This window comes from Marinobacter sp. B-12, assembly GCF_056857915.1.
Genome location: NZ_JBSXOB010000061.1, coordinates 111,434 through 127,927 on the forward strand (window position 1 = coordinate 111,434; position 16,494 = coordinate 127,927).

Sequence of the window (16,494 nt, forward strand, 5' to 3'; positions counted from 1 at the left end):
AATCAGGCTGGCACGCGATCGACGCTGGCGGTCTTGGAGACCTGGCGCTTGGCGCCGGTGCGAATGTGGGTGGTGTACAGGGTCAGACCGGTAAAGGCGAGGCCGCCAACCAGATTGCCCAGCACCGTGGGGATTTCGTTCCAGACCAGGTAGTCCATCACCGAGAAACCGCCGCCCACGATGATGCCGAACGGGAACAGGAACATGTTCACAACGGAATGCTCGAAGCCCATGAAGAAGAACAGCATGATTGGCATCCACATCGCCAGCACCTTGCCGCCGACATTGGTCGAGATCATGGCACCGACCACCCCCATGGAGACCATCCAGTTGCACAGCATGCCGCGGATAAAGATGGTAAACCAGCCGGCCGCGCCGTATTCCGCATAACCGAGAGTACGGGCTTCACCAACGCCGGCAATTTTTTCGGCGACGGCTCCAGGCTCCGTGTTAAAGCCGTAGGTGAAGATAAACGCCATCATGAACGCGACGGTCAGCGCACCAGCAAAGTTACCGACGAAAACCAGGCCCCAATTGCGGAGGATGGCGCTAGGGGAAACCCCAGGACGTCTATCCAACAGGGCAAGCGGAGTGAGCATGAAAACCCCGGTAAGCAGGTCGAAACCCATCAGGTACAGCATGCAGAAACCGACGGGGAAGAGCACGGCTCCGAGCAGGAAGCTACCGCTCTGCACCGCAACGGTGACCGCAAAAACGGCAGCCAGCGCAAGAATAGCACCGGCCATGAACGCGCGTATCAGTGTATCTCGGGTCGACATGTGAACCTTGGATTCACCCGCGTCTACCATCTTGGTGACGAACTCTGACGGAACTAGATAGGACATTCTTGATTACCTCATTCAACGGTGATTATTTCCGGGCATAAAAAAACGGCGCCTACACAACCCGAGTGTCAGGTTGGTGAGGACGCCGTTGTCCAGATAGTGTTCTATTTTCTGGGGGCTCGAAGGGCCCGGTGTTCGCTGGTTAATGTCATCTAGTTCTAGGCAAGACCCATGCCTGAATCTGCCTTTTGAGCAAAAGCCCTTTAAAATTAATCAGGTAGAGGTCGCGCCTGCGATGAGCCGGTAGCCAGACAATGGGGTAAGAGCCTGGATTGAACCCGGCGTGATTCAAATTAGTGCGTACAGAGCTCGTTTGCCCCGAAACGGAACCCGTTCTGACATGGCGCCTGAGCAGGTGTCAGAAGGTGGTGTCCAATACGGTGCCCATCTTTTTCTGGCCCAGTGCACTGTCGAACGCCTTTCCGTGCCACGCTGGATGACCGGCAATCATGACCAGGGGCACGACTCCGTCGGTGCGATTCACCAGTTGCTCGTGCTGAAAGGCATCCCGGTACTGACGGTGCACCGTATTGTTGTGGTCCATGCGACGCAGAGCTGACGGATCAATCAGGATAAGGTCGGCCTGATCGCCCACTTCAATGCCACCCCCTTTGACGCCAAATACACGGGCAGGGTCACGGGTGAGACGGCGTACCATGTACGCGACGTCAATGTCGCCGCCGTCCGAGGCCAGCTTCAGGGCTCTGAGGTTGCCATCGTAAAAGGCCATGTTGGTGAGATGGGCACCACTGTCATTGAAGCCAGGCAGAAGTTGTCGGTCCATCAGCAGCTTTCGGACAACGCGTTCGTTCCGGTTCGCGGACACGGTATACCAGCTCAGATCACGGTCGAACGCCCGCAGCATAGCCAGCACGAAATCGCCTTCGTCTTTCACCCCGGAGAAGTGGTCTTTTAGCAGGGCCCGTTCTGCATCGCTGACTTCGAGTGCTTTTCCTGCGTTGGCGGCGTTCACCCGCGCGAAGACATCGGCGAAGGTATGGCCTTGCCATTCCTGCAGGGGGCATACGTCGATGGTCATGTCCGCCAGGGTGCGGTTGAAGGCGTAATCCTCAAGGCGTACCAGACGTTTGAGACGCTTGGGACCAAAACCGGTTTTGCCGCTCATCCACATGGCCTTGAATGATTCGATGTAGGCTGGATCGTTGAGGATTTTCTGTCGGCCTTCACGGTCCTCCAGTTCGGTCTCATTGAGAATGCGCAGTTCTTCAATCTCCTCGGAGAGCGGCGTTACGGCGCCATCAGACCATACCTTGAAGGGGGCGGCCAGGGCCTGCAGGTGGAAGTCACCCCGCAAAAGACGGGAATTGAGAACCCGGGCCAGCAACCTCGCCAGCCGCACGATCTTGCGGTTGCTTTGTACGTCCAGGGCTGCCACCACCGTTGTTCTGAGTGGTTTGCCATGGAGCAGGCCACAGCTGAGAAGAAAGGTCTTGATGGTGTCTATCGTGCTGTCTTTTGGTGGCGTGGCCTGCCAGACACCACCCTTGCGCCGCACGACCTCCGTCAGCCGTTTGATTTCCGGGTATTTCGCAAACTGCGTGGGTATGGTCTTGCGGGTATTGGGCTGGTTGGCCAGGTAATGGAACGGCAGGGCATCGGTTGAGAAGCCGGCATAGCCGTCGTCCATGGCCTGCTCCAGCAATGACTCCATAGCTTTGAGCTCATCTTCCGTCGGATCGCGGGAGATGCTGGCGTCAAAACCCATTACTTCGATCCGCAGCATGGAGTGGGGCACCATGGTGACCAGGTTTGGGCCGAGGCTAAGGCGGTTCAGGTGCTGGAGGTACTCTTTCGGGTTTTTCCAGTCCACTCGATCAGCGGTTGCCCGTAGGACCTCCTTGGGAATATTTTCCACACGGGCGTAACAATCCACAATCGGGTCTGCACCGTCCTTGCGTTGTGCGCCAAACGCCAGCCCCAGGCTGCAGTTGGCAATAACAACCGTAGTGGTGCCGTGGCGCACGGATTCCGGCAGGCCAGGGGCAACCTCCAGCTCCAGGTCATAATGGGTATGGATGTCAAACAACCCTGGCATGGCCCAGCGTTCAGTGGCATCGATGACCTTACGTGCTTTTTGCGGGTCAAGATCCTGCCCTCGTGCTGCGACCCTGCCATCTGCGATGGCGATGTCCTCGCGGACAGGTAATTCGCCAATACCGTCGAAGACCTTGGCGCCCTGGACCAGGTAATCCCAGGCTGTATCGGGTGCGGTATCGCTCATGCGTGCCTCACGGTCTGTTGTTGTGGTTTTCCCGCGTAGCCGGACCGTACGTCAGGGCCTGATCTCGGTGGTGCTACCGGCCGGATTGGCGGGTTCGTCCTTGGCTATAACATAGATGGCGCCGAGCACGATGGCCAGGGCTGCGATCAGAACGCCGGCCGCGCCGATAATCATTTTGGGCCTGGAACTCTGAAGGCTCCCGCATTCCGGGCATTTAGGTGTTTCAAGGGGGAGGCTGGCTCCACAGTTGGAGCATTGGGTCTTTGCCATGTTGTCTGTCCTCTTGGTGATGACGGAGTGACATGCATAGGGTGACACCTACAGAGTTAAGGCCAGAAAGCGTTGGGGATAAATCCGTAGTGACCCTGAGTCAGAGAGCAAACACCACCACAAGGGCGGTGATTACGGCCAGGCCCCCCGCGATCATCAGGAGTTGTCCCCAGGGAAACCGCGGTTTTTGTTGTACGCTCAGCTCGGTTTCCAGATGTTCCCGGAGCAGTTGGGTATTCCGGACATTGGCCTTCCAGGCGAAGTCGAAGATGTCGCCAACGATGGGAACAAGCCCACCGAAAAAGTCGATCAGCATATTCCTGACCATTTGCTGTTTGACCCGAGGGCTGGCACCAGCACGGTGTGCTTCCAGAAGCACGTAACAGGACATGAGCAACCCGGCCAGGTCGCCCAATACCGGCACAAGGCCGATGATGGGCTCCAGGCCGATTCGAAAGCGCGTGAAGGGTATGACGATGGCGTTGTCGGCCATCTGACTGAATCGGTTCAGGCGGGCCAGGGCTGCCTGTTTGTCGTTCTGGCTTACTGGCGTTGACATCCCATCAGTCCCAGGATTTTTCCTTGAGCCGATAGAACTCCTCGACCACGGCCTCCATGGCCTCGGCGTCATAGTCACGAAGTCCGCTGACCACCAGCTTTTTGGAAACCTCGCCAGTAACGTTACCGTCCGAGATCAGTCGGTAGTCCAGCGAAACATTGCCGCGCTTCCCGTCCGGCTTAAGTTCAGCGTTGTGGAGTTCAAGATCAGTAGTCGGCGCATCAAGAGTATTCAAAGCGAGGCTCATGCTCTGATACATGATCATTGGCCGGTCTGGGTTGAACATCACGCCTTCATTCTCCATCAACGGTTTGAGCGTGTGGGGAAAGTTCTTTCCGGAAGCGGCCACGTAACAGCGGGTGAAGTTCTCAATTACGGTTTCATCGTGGGTCCGCTCACCACTGCGTTCCACTTCGATGTAGACCTTGCCTTTCTGATCGTAGACGCGGATCAAGCCGTCATCGTCCTCGCGGAAGTCCAATGGAACGTTTTCACCCAGCAGGCTACGAAAATGGAAGGTCATCTGTCGGGACAGCCCGAAGTGTGAAACCAGCAAGGCAAACAGTAGGTCTCCGGGCACACAGAAACGCCGGGCATCCGGATTGTGGATCGGATTGAAGTCACCCGCCACCTCCTTGGCAAATCGACTGGCCTGGGTCGCGCTGATCAGTACGAGTCCGTTCTGGGTGGCGTGGTAGCGTTCAAGAAACATGCGTTGCCTTTTCGTTTTCGCAAATAGAGAAGCCATGATAGTGGCCTGAAACGTCTTTTGCAGCAAGACACTACGAAACCAATGTCTAAGGCCTGGGCGCAAATAATTGGTTTCGTTGGGTCGCCCGGCGATGACTGCGGCCAGTTCCCAGGCACGCCAGGGCTCTCAGGCTGTGGGTACTCCGTCGGTATGGCCAAGTGATCGATCAGGCGAGACTTCATTGCGGACCAGCTGCTTCAGTTCCCGGATGTCCGGAAAGCCTTGCTGTTCCTTCCGTGACCAGATGCGTTTTCCATTGACGTGAATTTCGAAAATGCCGCCAGTACCCGGTATCAGGGTCAGTTCATTCAGTTCTTCCTCAAAGGTGCTCAACAGTTCCTGAGCCATCCAGGCGGATCGAAGCATCCACTTGCAGCCGGTACAGTAGGTGATCTTTACGCTGTTTGGCATGGGCGGTCTCCCGTTGACTCTGGTGATTGTAGTGTTTCAGGCTTTTGCGGTGGCCCCCAGGCTATCCATCCGTCGGGGTTTTGCAATACAGAATCCCTGCCCGAAATCTACCTGGATCTCCTTAAGCAGTTCCAGTGTCTCCATGTCTTCCACGTATTCGGCGATGGTTTTCATGTCGAGGAAATGACACAGCTCGGTGATGGACCTAACCAGCGCATAGTTGGTCAGGTTGCTGGCCATGTCGCGGACGAAAATACCGTCCACCTTGACGTAATCCACCGGTAGTTTCTGCAGGTAGGCGTAGGAGGACAGGCCGGTTCCGAAGTCGTCCAGCGCAAACCGACATCCAAGCCGTTTCATTTCGGTCATGAAGTCGGCGGCGTAATGCAGATTGGCAACGGCGGACGTCTCGGTGACTTCAAAACAGATTTGGTGGGTGAGGGCGTTGTGCTGCTTCATCCTGGTTTCCAGGGCGAACAGGAAGGCATCGTCACTCAATGACGCACCGGAGAGGTTGATGTTGAACGTATGGATGTTCTCCATAGCGTCTGGGTGCTCTTCCATCCAGCCTATTGCTTCGTCAATCACCCAAAGGTCAACGCGGGAACTGCGGCGGAACTGTTCTGCGGCCTCAATGTAACTCTGTGGGGAAATTTCCTGGCCGGAGGAGTTCTGAAGGCCCAACAGCAGTTCGTACATGTCACCCTTGCTGCCGCCGGTCAGGGGAAGGATCCGCTGTGCCCGCAGGTAAAGGCTGTCGTCGCGTATGCTGCGGTCAATTTCGGGTACCCACAGGGGGCCCGAAGCGGGCACTTGCTGGGATTGCTCCCGAACCCGTTCAACGCCGTTTCCGCCCTTTCGCTTGGCGGATTTGAGTGCCAGGTTTGCCTGGTTCATCAGTTCGCCAGCGGAGCGCAAAGTGTCTTCGAAAGGGCATACGCTCGCGCTTAGGGTGGTGGAGAACTCGGTGTCGCCAACGGTATGTGACTCCGTTCGAAAGGCGTCGCGCAGCCGTTCGGAGAAGTCCAGCCCTTCCTCCAACGGCATCTTTTTGGCCAGCAACGCGAATTCGTTGCCTCCCAGTCGCCCGATGCAGTGATCGCCGGAGTGTCGTGACGCCTGTTCCTGAAGCAGGGAGGCAAACCGTTTCAGTAGCTCGTCTCCGATGCCGGTGCCATAGGTGGCGTTGATCACACTGAATTCATCGATGTCGAACACCATCAGGGTATGACTGCAAGGGTTGTCGTCCATTGCTGACAGAGCCTGGGCCAACTGCTTCTCGAAATCATGCCGGTGAAGACATCCCGTGAGGGCGTCGTGAGTGGCTTCGAAGTTGAGCTTGCTGTAGACCTCCTGAACGATGTCGAACAGGCTCTGGTCGACAAAGGGAATGTCGCCCTGCTTGACGAGCCACGCATCACCGCGGGCCAATCTCGACACGAACTCGGAGTATTGATAACTCACCTCTCCCAGTCCCTGGGGCGAAAGGAACACAAAGCGAAAGACGTCCTTGCCACCCCAGACCAGTCGCATGCGCCGTCTTTCACCGTTGTCGAGGGCAATCTCAACCCAATCACCCACGCCAATATCCTGGGCACGCCTGGCCCAGCGGGTATCAACTGACTCTGTAGAGACCTCCGCTTCCTTCTGCTGGCAGGAACCCGGGGGATAGGCGTCGAGGGTCACAGTCTCGCTTGATGTATGCTGATGCAATTCCCGGGTCAGCCTCGCCACCACCTCGCGAACCGGAGACACTTCACCGACAGTGCGCAGCTCTCTGTCAATAAGCTGGATCAATGCATCGCTTTCCAGTTCCCGTTCAAACGCGAGATCCTTGCTGGTTTCACCGTCCGATAGCCAGAGGCGAATCTGTTCAACGATGTTGATGAAGCTGGTTGCGGTCTGGCTCTCGGCGCCTTCCCGCAATACCGCCAATACAATCAGCTGCTCCCAGCCTGCGTTCAGCAGATCAAGTAGTACCGTTGGAGCGGCCTTGCCCGCGAGGATCATGTTCAGGCGTCGCTGCACGCCGAGCCGCGTCTGGCGCAGGCGCTCTTTGCCTTCCAGGGTCTTGGCGATACGTTCGGAGTTCCTCTGGAACGATTGTTCCTGTCGCTCTACCAGGCCCCTCAACCGGGTACCAATGGACCGGTAAAACGCTTCATCCCGTTCTTCCGTCTGGATGAGTTCGTCGATAATCCCGGTCACCGTCTGTTCCAGGTTGCGGCTTGAACTCCGCTCAGCCAGGCAGAGGCGCATGAGGTCGTTGACGATGGTCCTGGCCGGATGGTTGTCACTGTCGAGGAATTCCGAGGTCTCAAGCAGGACCTCCAGAACCGGAAGTCTCAACTGTTCAAGCTGTTCCCTCAGCGTTCTGTTCAGCCCCTGTTCGCGCTCCAGTGGCGCAAACAGGCGATCCACAAGGGTGACTTTGTCCCACGTCCCGTCGTCAAGTGCCTGTTCCAGATCCGGATTGGACGATGCCAGATGTCGAATAGCCTCCTCCATGCTGGGGCCCGGCTCTCCCAGCACCTTGCGCAGATCGTCCCTGTGCGGTCGCAGTTCAGCAGTAAACTGCGGGTTGGTGCGTGGCCAGGTATCCCGCAGGTTGCTGGCATCGTGCTGTAGGCTCATCAGGCGGAGTAACGAACGCCCGGGGGCCGATGCGGGTGCCGCAGGGGGCGTGGAATCGTCCACCGATGCTTCAGCGTGGGGCGTGTCTGCTGGAGCTTCCCGGACCTTGTCAGATTCCCTCAGCGACCAGTTGGAAGGCAGGCTGGTCAGATCGAGTGCCAGCAGGCCCGCCGCACGGAGGTCGCGGTTCAGAGACTCTGCGGCCCGGGGCCAAAGGTCGTCCAGCACGGTCTCGAAAGCAAGGTAAAGCGTGCCTCGATGCTCTCGGGCAATGCCAAGCCGATCAATGGAGAATTGCAGGCAGGTGCACAGTGACAATGGTGAAAGAGGGTTGCTGCGGTCGCTGATATCGCAGGAAAAAAGCTGGTTAAGCAACTGACTGAGCACGAACAGAGTATTGGAGTGTTTGCTGGCGAGCTCGGATGCCACCATCTGGAGTTCCAGCCAGTCCTCAAAGACATGCTGTTCCACAACCCTGAGTTCGCCGCTTTGGCTGTCGTCGACTGTGCTCGGGTTGAGCTGGCGGTCGAACGCCTGGAACTGAAGCGTAAAATCCCGATACAACTGCTCCCCGCGACTGTTGAAGATAAAGCGCATGTCCTTCAGACGGGTGATCTCACGCACTTCCGCTGCATGTTCGAGGTCGTTCCCGATCCCCTCGCAGGCCTGGTCGATGAAGTCGGCTACCAATGTGCCCAGCAGGCGCCGGGTGTGTTTTTGGTAGGCGTCTTTCATCGACGGCAAGCTAGCGGGGGGAGGTGCGAACTGGCCAGGAATCCTTTGTGGCAGTTGTCGCAGGTATTCAACGGTTTCCGCATCGTGGGGATCGCTGGTCATCCGCACGCTGTCCACATTGGCAGTTTGTAGGTCACCCCTCACACGAGTAGGGCGATGGCCATCAAACAGAAACAGTTCCGCGCGGGTGCGATCCGACCCGTTCAGGTGTTGTGTCAAACCAGGTGATGTGAGATTCGCCAGTGTCACTTGAGCGCCGTCGCCGCCGGAAGAGGCCGCAACCAGCTCACATCCGCAAGGAATGAAACCGCGAACAACGATGAGAGCGTTTTGACGGAGGCCGGTAATACGGGACTGGCTTTCTGTCATAAACGGGGTCCTGGGCAGGCTAAGGCTGGCTGCCAACAATTCCATAGACATGCATTCAAGTTTTAACTTCTTCACTCATCACGGTAGACCAGTTTAGGCGGAAAATCTGTTTATTCCGATAGCGTGGTTGATTTTTATCTGCGGCTATTGTGGAAGATTTCCAGGCAGCGCTTGATGAAGCGCGAGATAGCGGCGCCCTGGACAGTATCGTTCAACGCTACGGGCGTTGAAGCGGTGGTAACAAATCCTTAACGCAACCAGTGGGGTTGTGGACAGCAGTAATGGCAAGCTTGTGCTAGCTTTTAACGTGTTTCCCGACGAATGCGGTGGCGTTAATGAGCAATCCCAAGCATACCCTTTTCTGGATGACGCTGTTCCTGGTGGTCGTTGTGGTGGTTTGTGCACTGATCCACAAACCGTTACAGGCCGCGTTTATGGCGAACTGGGTGTTCAACCTGTTAATTGTTTGTGTGCTCCTGGTCGGCATTGCCATCACCTATCGCCAGGTATTTGTACTGTTTCCGGAAATGCGCTGGATTGCGCAGTTCCGCACCGGCAATGCCGGGCTCTCGGTATTGCAGGAACCCCGTCTTCTGAAGCCGCTGGCGCGACAGTTGGATGACGACTCCAAGCGCGATCGCTTCTCGTTATCCACCATGTCGTTGCGTACGGTGCTGGATGGCATCCACAGCCGCATGGACGAACAGCGGGAAATTACCCGCTATTTCATCAGTCTTCTTATCTTCCTGGGGTTGCTTGGCACCTTCTGGGGCCTGCTTGGAACCATCAATTCCGTGGGCGCCGTCATCGTAAACCTGGACATGAGCCAGGAGGATTTCGGCAAGGTGTTTGCTGGCTTGCAGTCCGGCCTGCTTGAGCCGCTGGAGGGCATGGGCACGGCGTTCAGCTCGTCGTTGCTGGGGCTTGGTGGCTCATTGGTACTGGGTTTTCTGGATATCCAGGCGGGCCACGCCCAGAACCGGTTTTACGACGGCCTGGAGGAATGGCTGACTGGCGTAACCAATCTCGTGGACCGGGTTGACGATGATCCGCGATAGCAGGCCCATCCCATGATCGGTTCCCGGCGTCGAACCCGCAGCAGCATCAACGTATGGCCCGGATACGTCGATGCCCTGTCGGCATTACTGATGTTGATCATCTTCATGCTGTTGATCTACGTGGTCAGTCAGTTGTACCTGTCGCAAACCCTCTCGGATCGGGATTCGGAACTGGCGAGGCTCAACAGCCGCTTGCAGGAAATTTCCCGGCTGCTCGGTCTTGAGCAGGAGGAAACCGCCGCCCTGGAGAACGAGATGGCCGCGGTTCAGAACCGCTTCAGCGAGAGCCTTGCGCTGAACGACAGGCTTAGTGAGGAACTGGAGGAGGAGAAGGCCCGGCGGTTGGAGCAGCAATACAACGCTGAAGCCCAGGCCCTGCGGGTTGAGGATCTTGGCAAGGCAATCGCCAGTGCGGAGTCGGAGTTGGAGGATGAGGAGCAGCTGACGGCTTCCCAGCGCGCGATCATCCTGCAGCTCTCGAACCAGATTTCGGCGCTGCAGGATCAGCTCAGTCGCATCACCGCTGCGTTGCGGTTACAGGAGGATCTCACCGCGGAGAAGGAAGCCGAGTTGGAAGAGGTGGGGAAGCGCCTGAATACATTGCTTGCCGAACGAGTCAATGAGCTGGAACGCTATCAGTCTGAGTTCTTTGGCAGGTTGCGGGATATCCTGCGGGATAACGAGAACATCCGCATCGTCGGCGATCGCTTCCTGTTACCTTCGGAATTGCTGTTTGCCTCCGGCTCCGCCAGTCTTGGGCAGGAAGGCCGGCAGGAGCTGGACAAGCTGGCTGGAGTTCTGCTCGATGTGGTGGCGGCCATTCCAGGGGATATTGACTGGATTCTGCGCATCGACGGTCACACCGACCGCATTCCAATCAATACCGAAGCGTTTCCCTCGAACTGGGAGCTCTCCACGGCCAGGGCCGTGGCCGTCGTACGCTACCTCGCCTCTGAAGGTGTTCCCCAGAACCGCATGGTGGCTGCCGGTTTCGGGGAATTTTTTCCGGTTGCTTCAGGCGGTTCTGCCGAGGCGCTGCGACAGAACCGACGTATCGAGATCAAGCTGACGGACCGTTAAATGCCAGAGGCTGTCAGCCCGTCCGCCCGAAGAAACGTTCGAAGAACCCCGTTTCCCGCACGTCGGGAATGGGCAGATCGGCGTTATCCTCAAGCGCCTTGCGCCAGAACTTCTCAGGGTCATCAAGGTGGGCGACCTTGTCCCGTTCCTGTGCGCTGTAGGAGTTGTGGTCCCCACTGAGACCGTGTTCCATGAGTTCCTGTTCCCAGAGGTACAGCGCGCAGCGAACAACGCGAAGCAGCTTGTTATAGCTGTCCCTGCTGATGGTAATGGCCAGTTCGGCGGTCAGGTTGATATGCGCCTGAAGCGTGGCCATTTCCTCTTTGTCGAAAACAATGCGGTGGCCCGTGCCTTTCTTGCAGGCCATACAGGTTTTTTCCAGGGATTTGACGCCTTCTGGCATGTCTCGATGGCCGAAGTCCTGCTTCTGCTTGTCGTCAACCGGGGCGGGAATCCAGCCATACTGAGGTGAACGGGCCACGATATGGCCAGGAACGTCGCGCCGGTAAGGAGGAAGCTCCGAGGTGTCGCTGTAGCCGTCAAACTCTATTCGCATCCACGCCGCCATGGTTCGCTGGCGCAGCATCATGGCCAGGGTGATGGCTGAGGGCATGATCTCCTCAAGTGATTCTCCGTCGTCCCGGAGCCGTTCGTCCAGATGATCAACTGCTGCTGACATGGCTGTTCTCCATTTACCACGGGCAGAAGGGTGCACCTTCTGCCTGGCTGTTGTTCTTGTCGGAAACTCTGTCCGGCGGCTTTACCGGAAGCATTGATTAAAAACTAGGCGTTTTTTGTAATCTCTTCCGTTGTAGAAAAGTAGCCGCTTTGTTACTGGAAGTAAGGGCTGTCCGGCAGGTATGCTCATACCCCTTTGTATTCGCGAATCTGGCTCCCGGAACCCCGATACCTCTATGTCTGACTTGGCGTTATACCAGTATGTCCTGATTGGCCTGATTTTTATCTGGAGCGGGTTTGTCCGTTCCGGACTGGGATTCGGCGGAGCGGTCCTGTCGCTGCCCTTTCTGCTGCTGGTGCTGGACGATCCGCTGGTATTCCTGCCCATCATTGCGGTGCACCTTCTGGTGTTTTCCTCCCTGACCATCTGGATGAACAATCGCAAGTCGTCGGGTACGGATGATGATGGCGTGGCGGTCGTGGGTACGGTCGACTGGCATTATCTCTGGCGGATTCTGGCGATCATGATTGTGCCCAAGCTGATCGGGGTGTTCGGCCTGATCACACTGCCGTCAGAGATCATGAGCACCATTATCTTTGTGATCGTGTCCCTGTACTCGGTCTCCTACATCCTGGACCGGCCTTTTCGCAGCGGTAGCCGGGCTGTGGATGCGGTGTTTCTGATGGTGGGCGGCTACATCAGCGGTACGTCACTGATTGGAGCCCCTTTGATTATCGCCGTCGTGGCGCAGCATCTGCCGAAAGAGCGTTTGCGGGACACCCTGTTCGCACTCTGGTTCATCCTGGTGGTGATCAAGATGGCGGCGTTTATCTGGGTGGGGGTAGACTTGCAGCTGATTCACCACTTGTGGCTGTTACCCTGCGCTGCCATTGGTCATGTCATCGGGCTTTACGTTCACGACCGCATGCTGAGGGCGGAAACACCTATCTTCTTCCGGGTACTGGGCGTTGTTCTGTTGATCGTCAGCAGCATCGGTATGGCGAGGGTGTTGTTTCCCGGTTAACCCAGCGTGGCGTCAAGGAACATCATGATGACGAAGCCACCCAGAAGCGAAAAGGTGGCGAGGGTCTTGAAGCGGCCACGATGGGTCTCGGGGATGATCTCATCACTGATAATGAACAGCATGGCACCCGCTGCAAAGCCGAGGGTCCACGGCATGATGGGTTCTGCCAGCCACACCATGGTGCTGCCGAAAAGTCCGCCAACGGGCTCCAGCAGCCCGGTCAGCACGGCGATGCCGAAGGATTTCAGGCGTGAATGCTCAATGGCCAGCAGGGAGACGGCCACGGCGAGACCTTCCGGAATGTTCTGAAGCCCGATACCCACCGCCAGGGCAACCCCATTACCGATGTCACCACCGGCAAAGCCGACGCCAACGGCCATACCTTCGGGAAAGTTGTGCAGGGCAATGGCGATGATGAACAGCCATATCCGGCGGATACGTGCGCCGTCCGGACCTTCCCGGCCGAGGGTGAAGTGTTCGTGGGGCAGCCGCTGGTGGATGCTGAAGAGCAGGCCCGCGCCCATGAGAAGGCCGGCGATAACCATCAACGCGGCGCTCCAGGTGGCACCGGTCAATTCCTCGCCGTACTCGATACCCGGAAGCAGTAACGAAAAGAACGACGCCGCCAGCATGACCCCCGCAGCCGCGCTGAGCATGCCGTCCTGCAGTTGTGGTGTGAGTTTCCTGACCAGGAACACACCGAGGGCGCCGACACCTGTCCCGAGGCCTGCCAGCAGGCTGGCAATCGACCCTAGCCAGACAACATTGACATCTTCCAGCATTGGCCTCCCTTAGTTCGTCGGTGGCGGCGTTACAGCGCCGTTAAACCTTGACCATGTTGATGGCAAGTTCCGCTACCATGGCTTATACCTTAGTACGTCAAAAATCCAAAATAGACTCAGAAAGACGGTATGCAATGGTTTACTGGTTGATGGCCAACCCCAAAGCCGGGGAAAAGGACAGTCGTGGCGCCGAGTTCTGGCGAAGTTACCTGGAAAGTGCGGGCATTGTCGATATCCGGGATTGCAGTCTTGACGATAAGAGCTGGACCGCAGAGGTGGGCCCCAGGGACTTCATCCTCGCGGCCGGAGGCGATGGCTCAGTAAATGCGGCGGCCGGTTTTTGTCTCGATACCGGCGCTACCCTTGCGGTTCTGCCTTCCGGGACCGCCAATGATTTTGCCCGCAACCTGGGGCTGCCCGACGATCCCCAGCATATCTGCAACCTGATCTCGGCGGGACGGACCCGTATGCTGGACGTTGCCACGGCCGAAAATGGTCTGTTTCTGAATGTGGCTCATATTGGGCTCGGCACACTGCCGGTTCAGGAGTCATCGGCGGACGCCAAACGACTACTTGGTCGCTTCAGCTATGGCGTAGCGTTGCTGCAGAAACTGCGGGTGTACCGGGGATTCCATGGCCTCATCGAAACGGAAAAGGGAACCGTGGCCGGGCGATGGTTGACCATTGCGGTTTCCTCCGGTGCCTTTTTCGGCGGTGGCAACGAGATTCCCCAGGCATCGGCGGGGGATGGTCAGTTGGATGTCGTGGCTGTGAGGCCGCGTTCGCTGTTCCAGCTTTTTATTGCCTTTCTGACGGTACGGTTGAGCCGTCACTCCCCGAAACGAACCAGTACGGTGGTTCACCTCAAAAGCCCGACCGTGTCGATCTCCACCCGTTCCCGCCGAACTGTGACCATGGATGGAGACATCGCTGGCCATACACCACTTCGCGCTCGCTGCAGGCCAGCCTGCCTGAAGGTCATCTGCGAGGAACTGGTAACGACCTGAAGGCGTTGGCCTTCAGGCCCGGCTGTCCGTGCTCTCGAAAATCTTATCCGCCGAGGCGGCGACAAAGCCACTGTAGAGCTCTCCGTCAGGCTTTGCATATCGACGTGCGAATTCGTAGAAACAGCTCGGTATGGCCGCCGTCTGATCCGAAAACCGGACGCTGGCACGGTCCGCCATGGTGGAAGACTGTTCCAGCAGCTCTTGCGGCGAGCCTTTGATCTCACCTCCGGAACTGTTCACGCGATAGCCGTTGTCCTTGAGGGTCTGATTGATTTCAGCCACGGTTTTAAATCGGCTGAGATGATTGATGCTCACCGTAAAATGGTTGGCCCGATAACCCCAGGCGGCTACCCAGGCTGCGTATTCACTTTCTTCGAGCAGGTTTTGATAGGTGGCATGGTCGACATCCCAGTGCCGACCGGAATAGAGGAAGTCGTCCCGGGTAACGACTGCCGGATCCATCTGGCTCACCAGGTCTTCCACAATGTCTTGCAGTGACCTGGAACACTGATCGACCAGCAATTCGGAAATGAAAACCTTGGGGGCATCTGGATCCGGGTGCTCGTAGTGTTTCGCATAGAGTTTCTTGGCGTCGAAGTGGTAGTCGCCGCCTTCGTGATACCCCAGTGCCAGGAAGTGCGCGGCCAGTTTATCCAGGTTTACCTTCTCAAGATTGAAGGTGCGCAGGGCAATGTGGTCGTTCACGATGTCGCCACCCTGGGTGTCGTCCAGCAACCGGTGGATGTCCTGTGCCGAGGGTGTCACCTCGCAGTAATTGTCCCAAAGATGGCGGAACAATGTATCTCTATCGGTGTGCATGGATTGCCTCCTGTTGTTGGCGCAGTGGAATGGCGGTGGTCGCAGTGGTCAGGGCGCCATTCTGTGTTGCGAGTTCCATGAATCGGACGTCCCCATCGTTGCGCAGATGGAGTGACTTTGCCAGTGCGGACGGCACCTGCAGGAGGTTGTGGGCAGGCAGGTACCTGGCCGCACTGGTGACGGTGGCGCGGAAATCCGCGGTTTCGGTGTTGGTGATGGCCAAAAGCCGACCCTGGCCGCCCCGGTTCCATTCCTCGAGCGTCGGTCGCACATCATCGACGATCTGGATGCGGCAGCCTATGGACGACGATACCGAGCGGATATCGGCCAGCCTTGCCTCAACGGTCGGGCCGGCATCAAAAAGATCCACGTAGCCATTGTGGCGGAACCCTTCGGCTTCGAGCATGGCCAGGGCCGGACGGGTGTGCGGGTGTACCTGCCCGATAACCGTGCGGGCGTCTTCGTCCATCAAATGGGTGTAGAGCGGGTGTCGGGGCATCAGGTCGGCGATAAAGCCATTGTCGCCCGTGCCCACCATGCGTGTCACCGTGCTGAAATCAAGATCCACGAAATGGGTCCGCAACCAATCCCAGAAAGGCGACTGTCCGCCTGCGTCCGAGATGCCCCGCATTTCAGCGATGACAGTCTCGGCAAAACGCTGCGGATGCTGGGCCATAAACAGAAAGCGAACCCGGGAGAGCAGCTTGCCCGCGTGCGCGCGCCGAAACTTAGGCCGCAGGAACAGTGTGCAGATCTCGCTGCAACCGGTGTAGTGATTGCACATGTTGAGGACTTCCAATCGGCGGAGCAGATTCAGTTCCGGCGAGTGGTGAACGACCTGGCTGCGATGATAGTGATACAGCGGGCGTCGTATGCCTACTGAGGCTTCAATGCCGGTGGTTCCCATGATTTCCCTGGTTTCCGGGTCTTCCAACACGAACAGATAGCCTTCGTCGCCCGGGGTGTCGGTATGGCGGTCAAAACTGTCCATGGAATGGCGGATTTTCTGGATCAGGAAGTCACGGTCATCAACCAGTGAGGTAAAACCGGGGCCGGATTCCACGGCAATCTGCTGCAGAGCGGCGAGGTCTGAGAGGGCAACCGGGCGGATAATCATAGACATGTCCTCATCTGCTGACCGTTGGAAGCGGAGAGTGGCAGGGCCAGTATGATGGGGTGTGGTGCCATTTTGTAGCGTCAAAAAATGATAAATGATGATATATTATGGC

The 16,494-nt window shown here is 57.4% G+C and carries 15 protein-coding genes; 4 read left to right on the top strand and 11 right to left on the bottom strand.

Annotation, left to right across the window (positions count from 1 at the left end; translation table 11 throughout):
• Positions 1 to 2: 2 nt before the first annotated feature.
• The 7 genes from AC13D2_RS15805 to AC13D2_RS15835 form a co-directional block, all read right to left on the bottom strand.
• The gene (locus AC13D2_RS15805) at positions 3 to 845 is read right to left on the bottom strand and encodes a formate/nitrite transporter family protein (RefSeq protein WP_278367801.1); all 843 of its coding nucleotides are present in this window, start codon (positions 843 to 845) and stop codon (positions 3 to 5) included.
• Between the two features lie 358 nt (positions 846 to 1,203).
• Positions 1,204 to 3,087 (bottom strand): N-acyl-D-amino-acid deacylase family protein, encoded by a 1,884-nt coding sequence (locus AC13D2_RS15810; protein WP_482938899.1) that lies wholly within the window; start codon positions 3,085 to 3,087, stop codon positions 1,204 to 1,206.
• 51 nt (positions 3,088 to 3,138) lie between these two features.
• Entirely contained in the window at positions 3,139 to 3,357 is a 219-nt protein-coding gene (locus AC13D2_RS15815) for a hypothetical protein (RefSeq protein WP_278367799.1), read from the bottom strand.
• Positions 3,358 to 3,457: 100 nt separating this feature from the next.
• Entirely contained in the window at positions 3,458 to 3,916 is a 459-nt protein-coding gene (locus AC13D2_RS15820) for a DUF4112 domain-containing protein (RefSeq protein WP_482938900.1), read from the bottom strand.
• Between the two features lie 4 nt (positions 3,917 to 3,920).
• Positions 3,921 to 4,628: a DUF3581 family protein gene (locus tag AC13D2_RS15825; RefSeq protein WP_292049846.1), complete on the bottom strand. Its 708-nt coding sequence runs from the start codon at positions 4,626 to 4,628 to the stop codon at positions 3,921 to 3,923.
• 165 nt (positions 4,629 to 4,793) lie between these two features.
• Entirely contained in the window at positions 4,794 to 5,078 is a 285-nt protein-coding gene (locus AC13D2_RS15830; RefSeq protein ID WP_278367796.1) for an Rdx family protein, read from the bottom strand.
• Positions 5,079 to 5,114: 36 nt separating this feature from the next.
• Positions 5,115 to 8,816 carry a DUF1631 family protein gene (locus AC13D2_RS15835; protein ID WP_482938901.1) on the bottom strand — a complete coding sequence of 1,234 codons (3,702 nt, stop codon included), beginning with the start codon at positions 8,814 to 8,816 and terminating at the stop codon, positions 5,115 to 5,117.
• Between the two features lie 335 nt (positions 8,817 to 9,151).
• Between AC13D2_RS15835 and AC13D2_RS15840 the strand changes: the two genes are divergently transcribed.
• Together AC13D2_RS15840 and AC13D2_RS15845 are read left to right on the top strand one after the other, a co-directional pair.
• Positions 9,152 to 9,874, top strand: a complete 723-nt coding sequence (locus AC13D2_RS15840) for a hypothetical protein (RefSeq protein WP_007152636.1) — start codon at positions 9,152 to 9,154, stop codon at positions 9,872 to 9,874.
• 12 nt (positions 9,875 to 9,886) lie between these two features.
• Complete coding sequence (locus AC13D2_RS15845; protein WP_482938902.1) at positions 9,887 to 10,954, top strand: peptidoglycan -binding protein; 1,068 nt, start codon at positions 9,887 to 9,889, stop codon at positions 10,952 to 10,954.
• A 13-nt stretch (positions 10,955 to 10,967) separates the two neighbouring features.
• Here AC13D2_RS15845 and AC13D2_RS15850 read toward each other — a convergent pair whose 3' ends face one another.
• Entirely contained in the window at positions 10,968 to 11,633 is a 666-nt protein-coding gene (locus AC13D2_RS15850) for an AbiTii domain-containing protein (protein WP_482938903.1), read from the bottom strand.
• 235 nt (positions 11,634 to 11,868) lie between these two features.
• Here AC13D2_RS15850 and AC13D2_RS15855 point away from each other — a divergent pair, with 235 nt between their 5' ends.
• Positions 11,869 to 12,657: a TSUP family transporter gene (locus AC13D2_RS15855; RefSeq protein ID WP_292049842.1), complete on the top strand. Its 789-nt coding sequence runs from the start codon at positions 11,869 to 11,871 to the stop codon at positions 12,655 to 12,657.
• Here the strand turns inward: AC13D2_RS15855 and AC13D2_RS15860 are convergent.
• Positions 12,654 to 13,439, bottom strand: coding sequence for a ZIP family metal transporter (locus AC13D2_RS15860; protein WP_421911165.1), 786 nt, complete (start codon positions 13,437 to 13,439; stop codon positions 12,654 to 12,656). The genes AC13D2_RS15855 and AC13D2_RS15860 overlap by 4 nt on opposite strands.
• A 134-nt stretch (positions 13,440 to 13,573) precedes the next feature.
• Here AC13D2_RS15860 and AC13D2_RS15865 point away from each other — a divergent pair, with 134 nt between their 5' ends.
• A complete protein-coding gene (locus AC13D2_RS15865; RefSeq protein ID WP_300492794.1) occupies positions 13,574 to 14,446 on the top strand; it encodes a diacylglycerol/lipid kinase family protein in 873 nt (290 codons plus the stop codon).
• A 12-nt stretch (positions 14,447 to 14,458) separates the two neighbouring features.
• Here the strand turns inward: AC13D2_RS15865 and AC13D2_RS15870 are convergent, their stop codons facing one another.
• Positions 14,459 to 15,265, bottom strand: a complete 807-nt coding sequence (locus tag AC13D2_RS15870; protein WP_300492791.1) for a DUF1338 domain-containing protein — start codon at positions 15,263 to 15,265, stop codon at positions 14,459 to 14,461.
• Complete coding sequence (locus AC13D2_RS15875; RefSeq protein ID WP_482938904.1) at positions 15,252 to 16,388, bottom strand: arginine N-succinyltransferase; 1,137 nt, start codon at positions 16,386 to 16,388, stop codon at positions 15,252 to 15,254. The genes AC13D2_RS15870 and AC13D2_RS15875 overlap by 14 nt, the downstream gene beginning before the upstream one ends.
• Between the last annotated feature and the right edge of the window lie 106 nt (positions 16,389 to 16,494).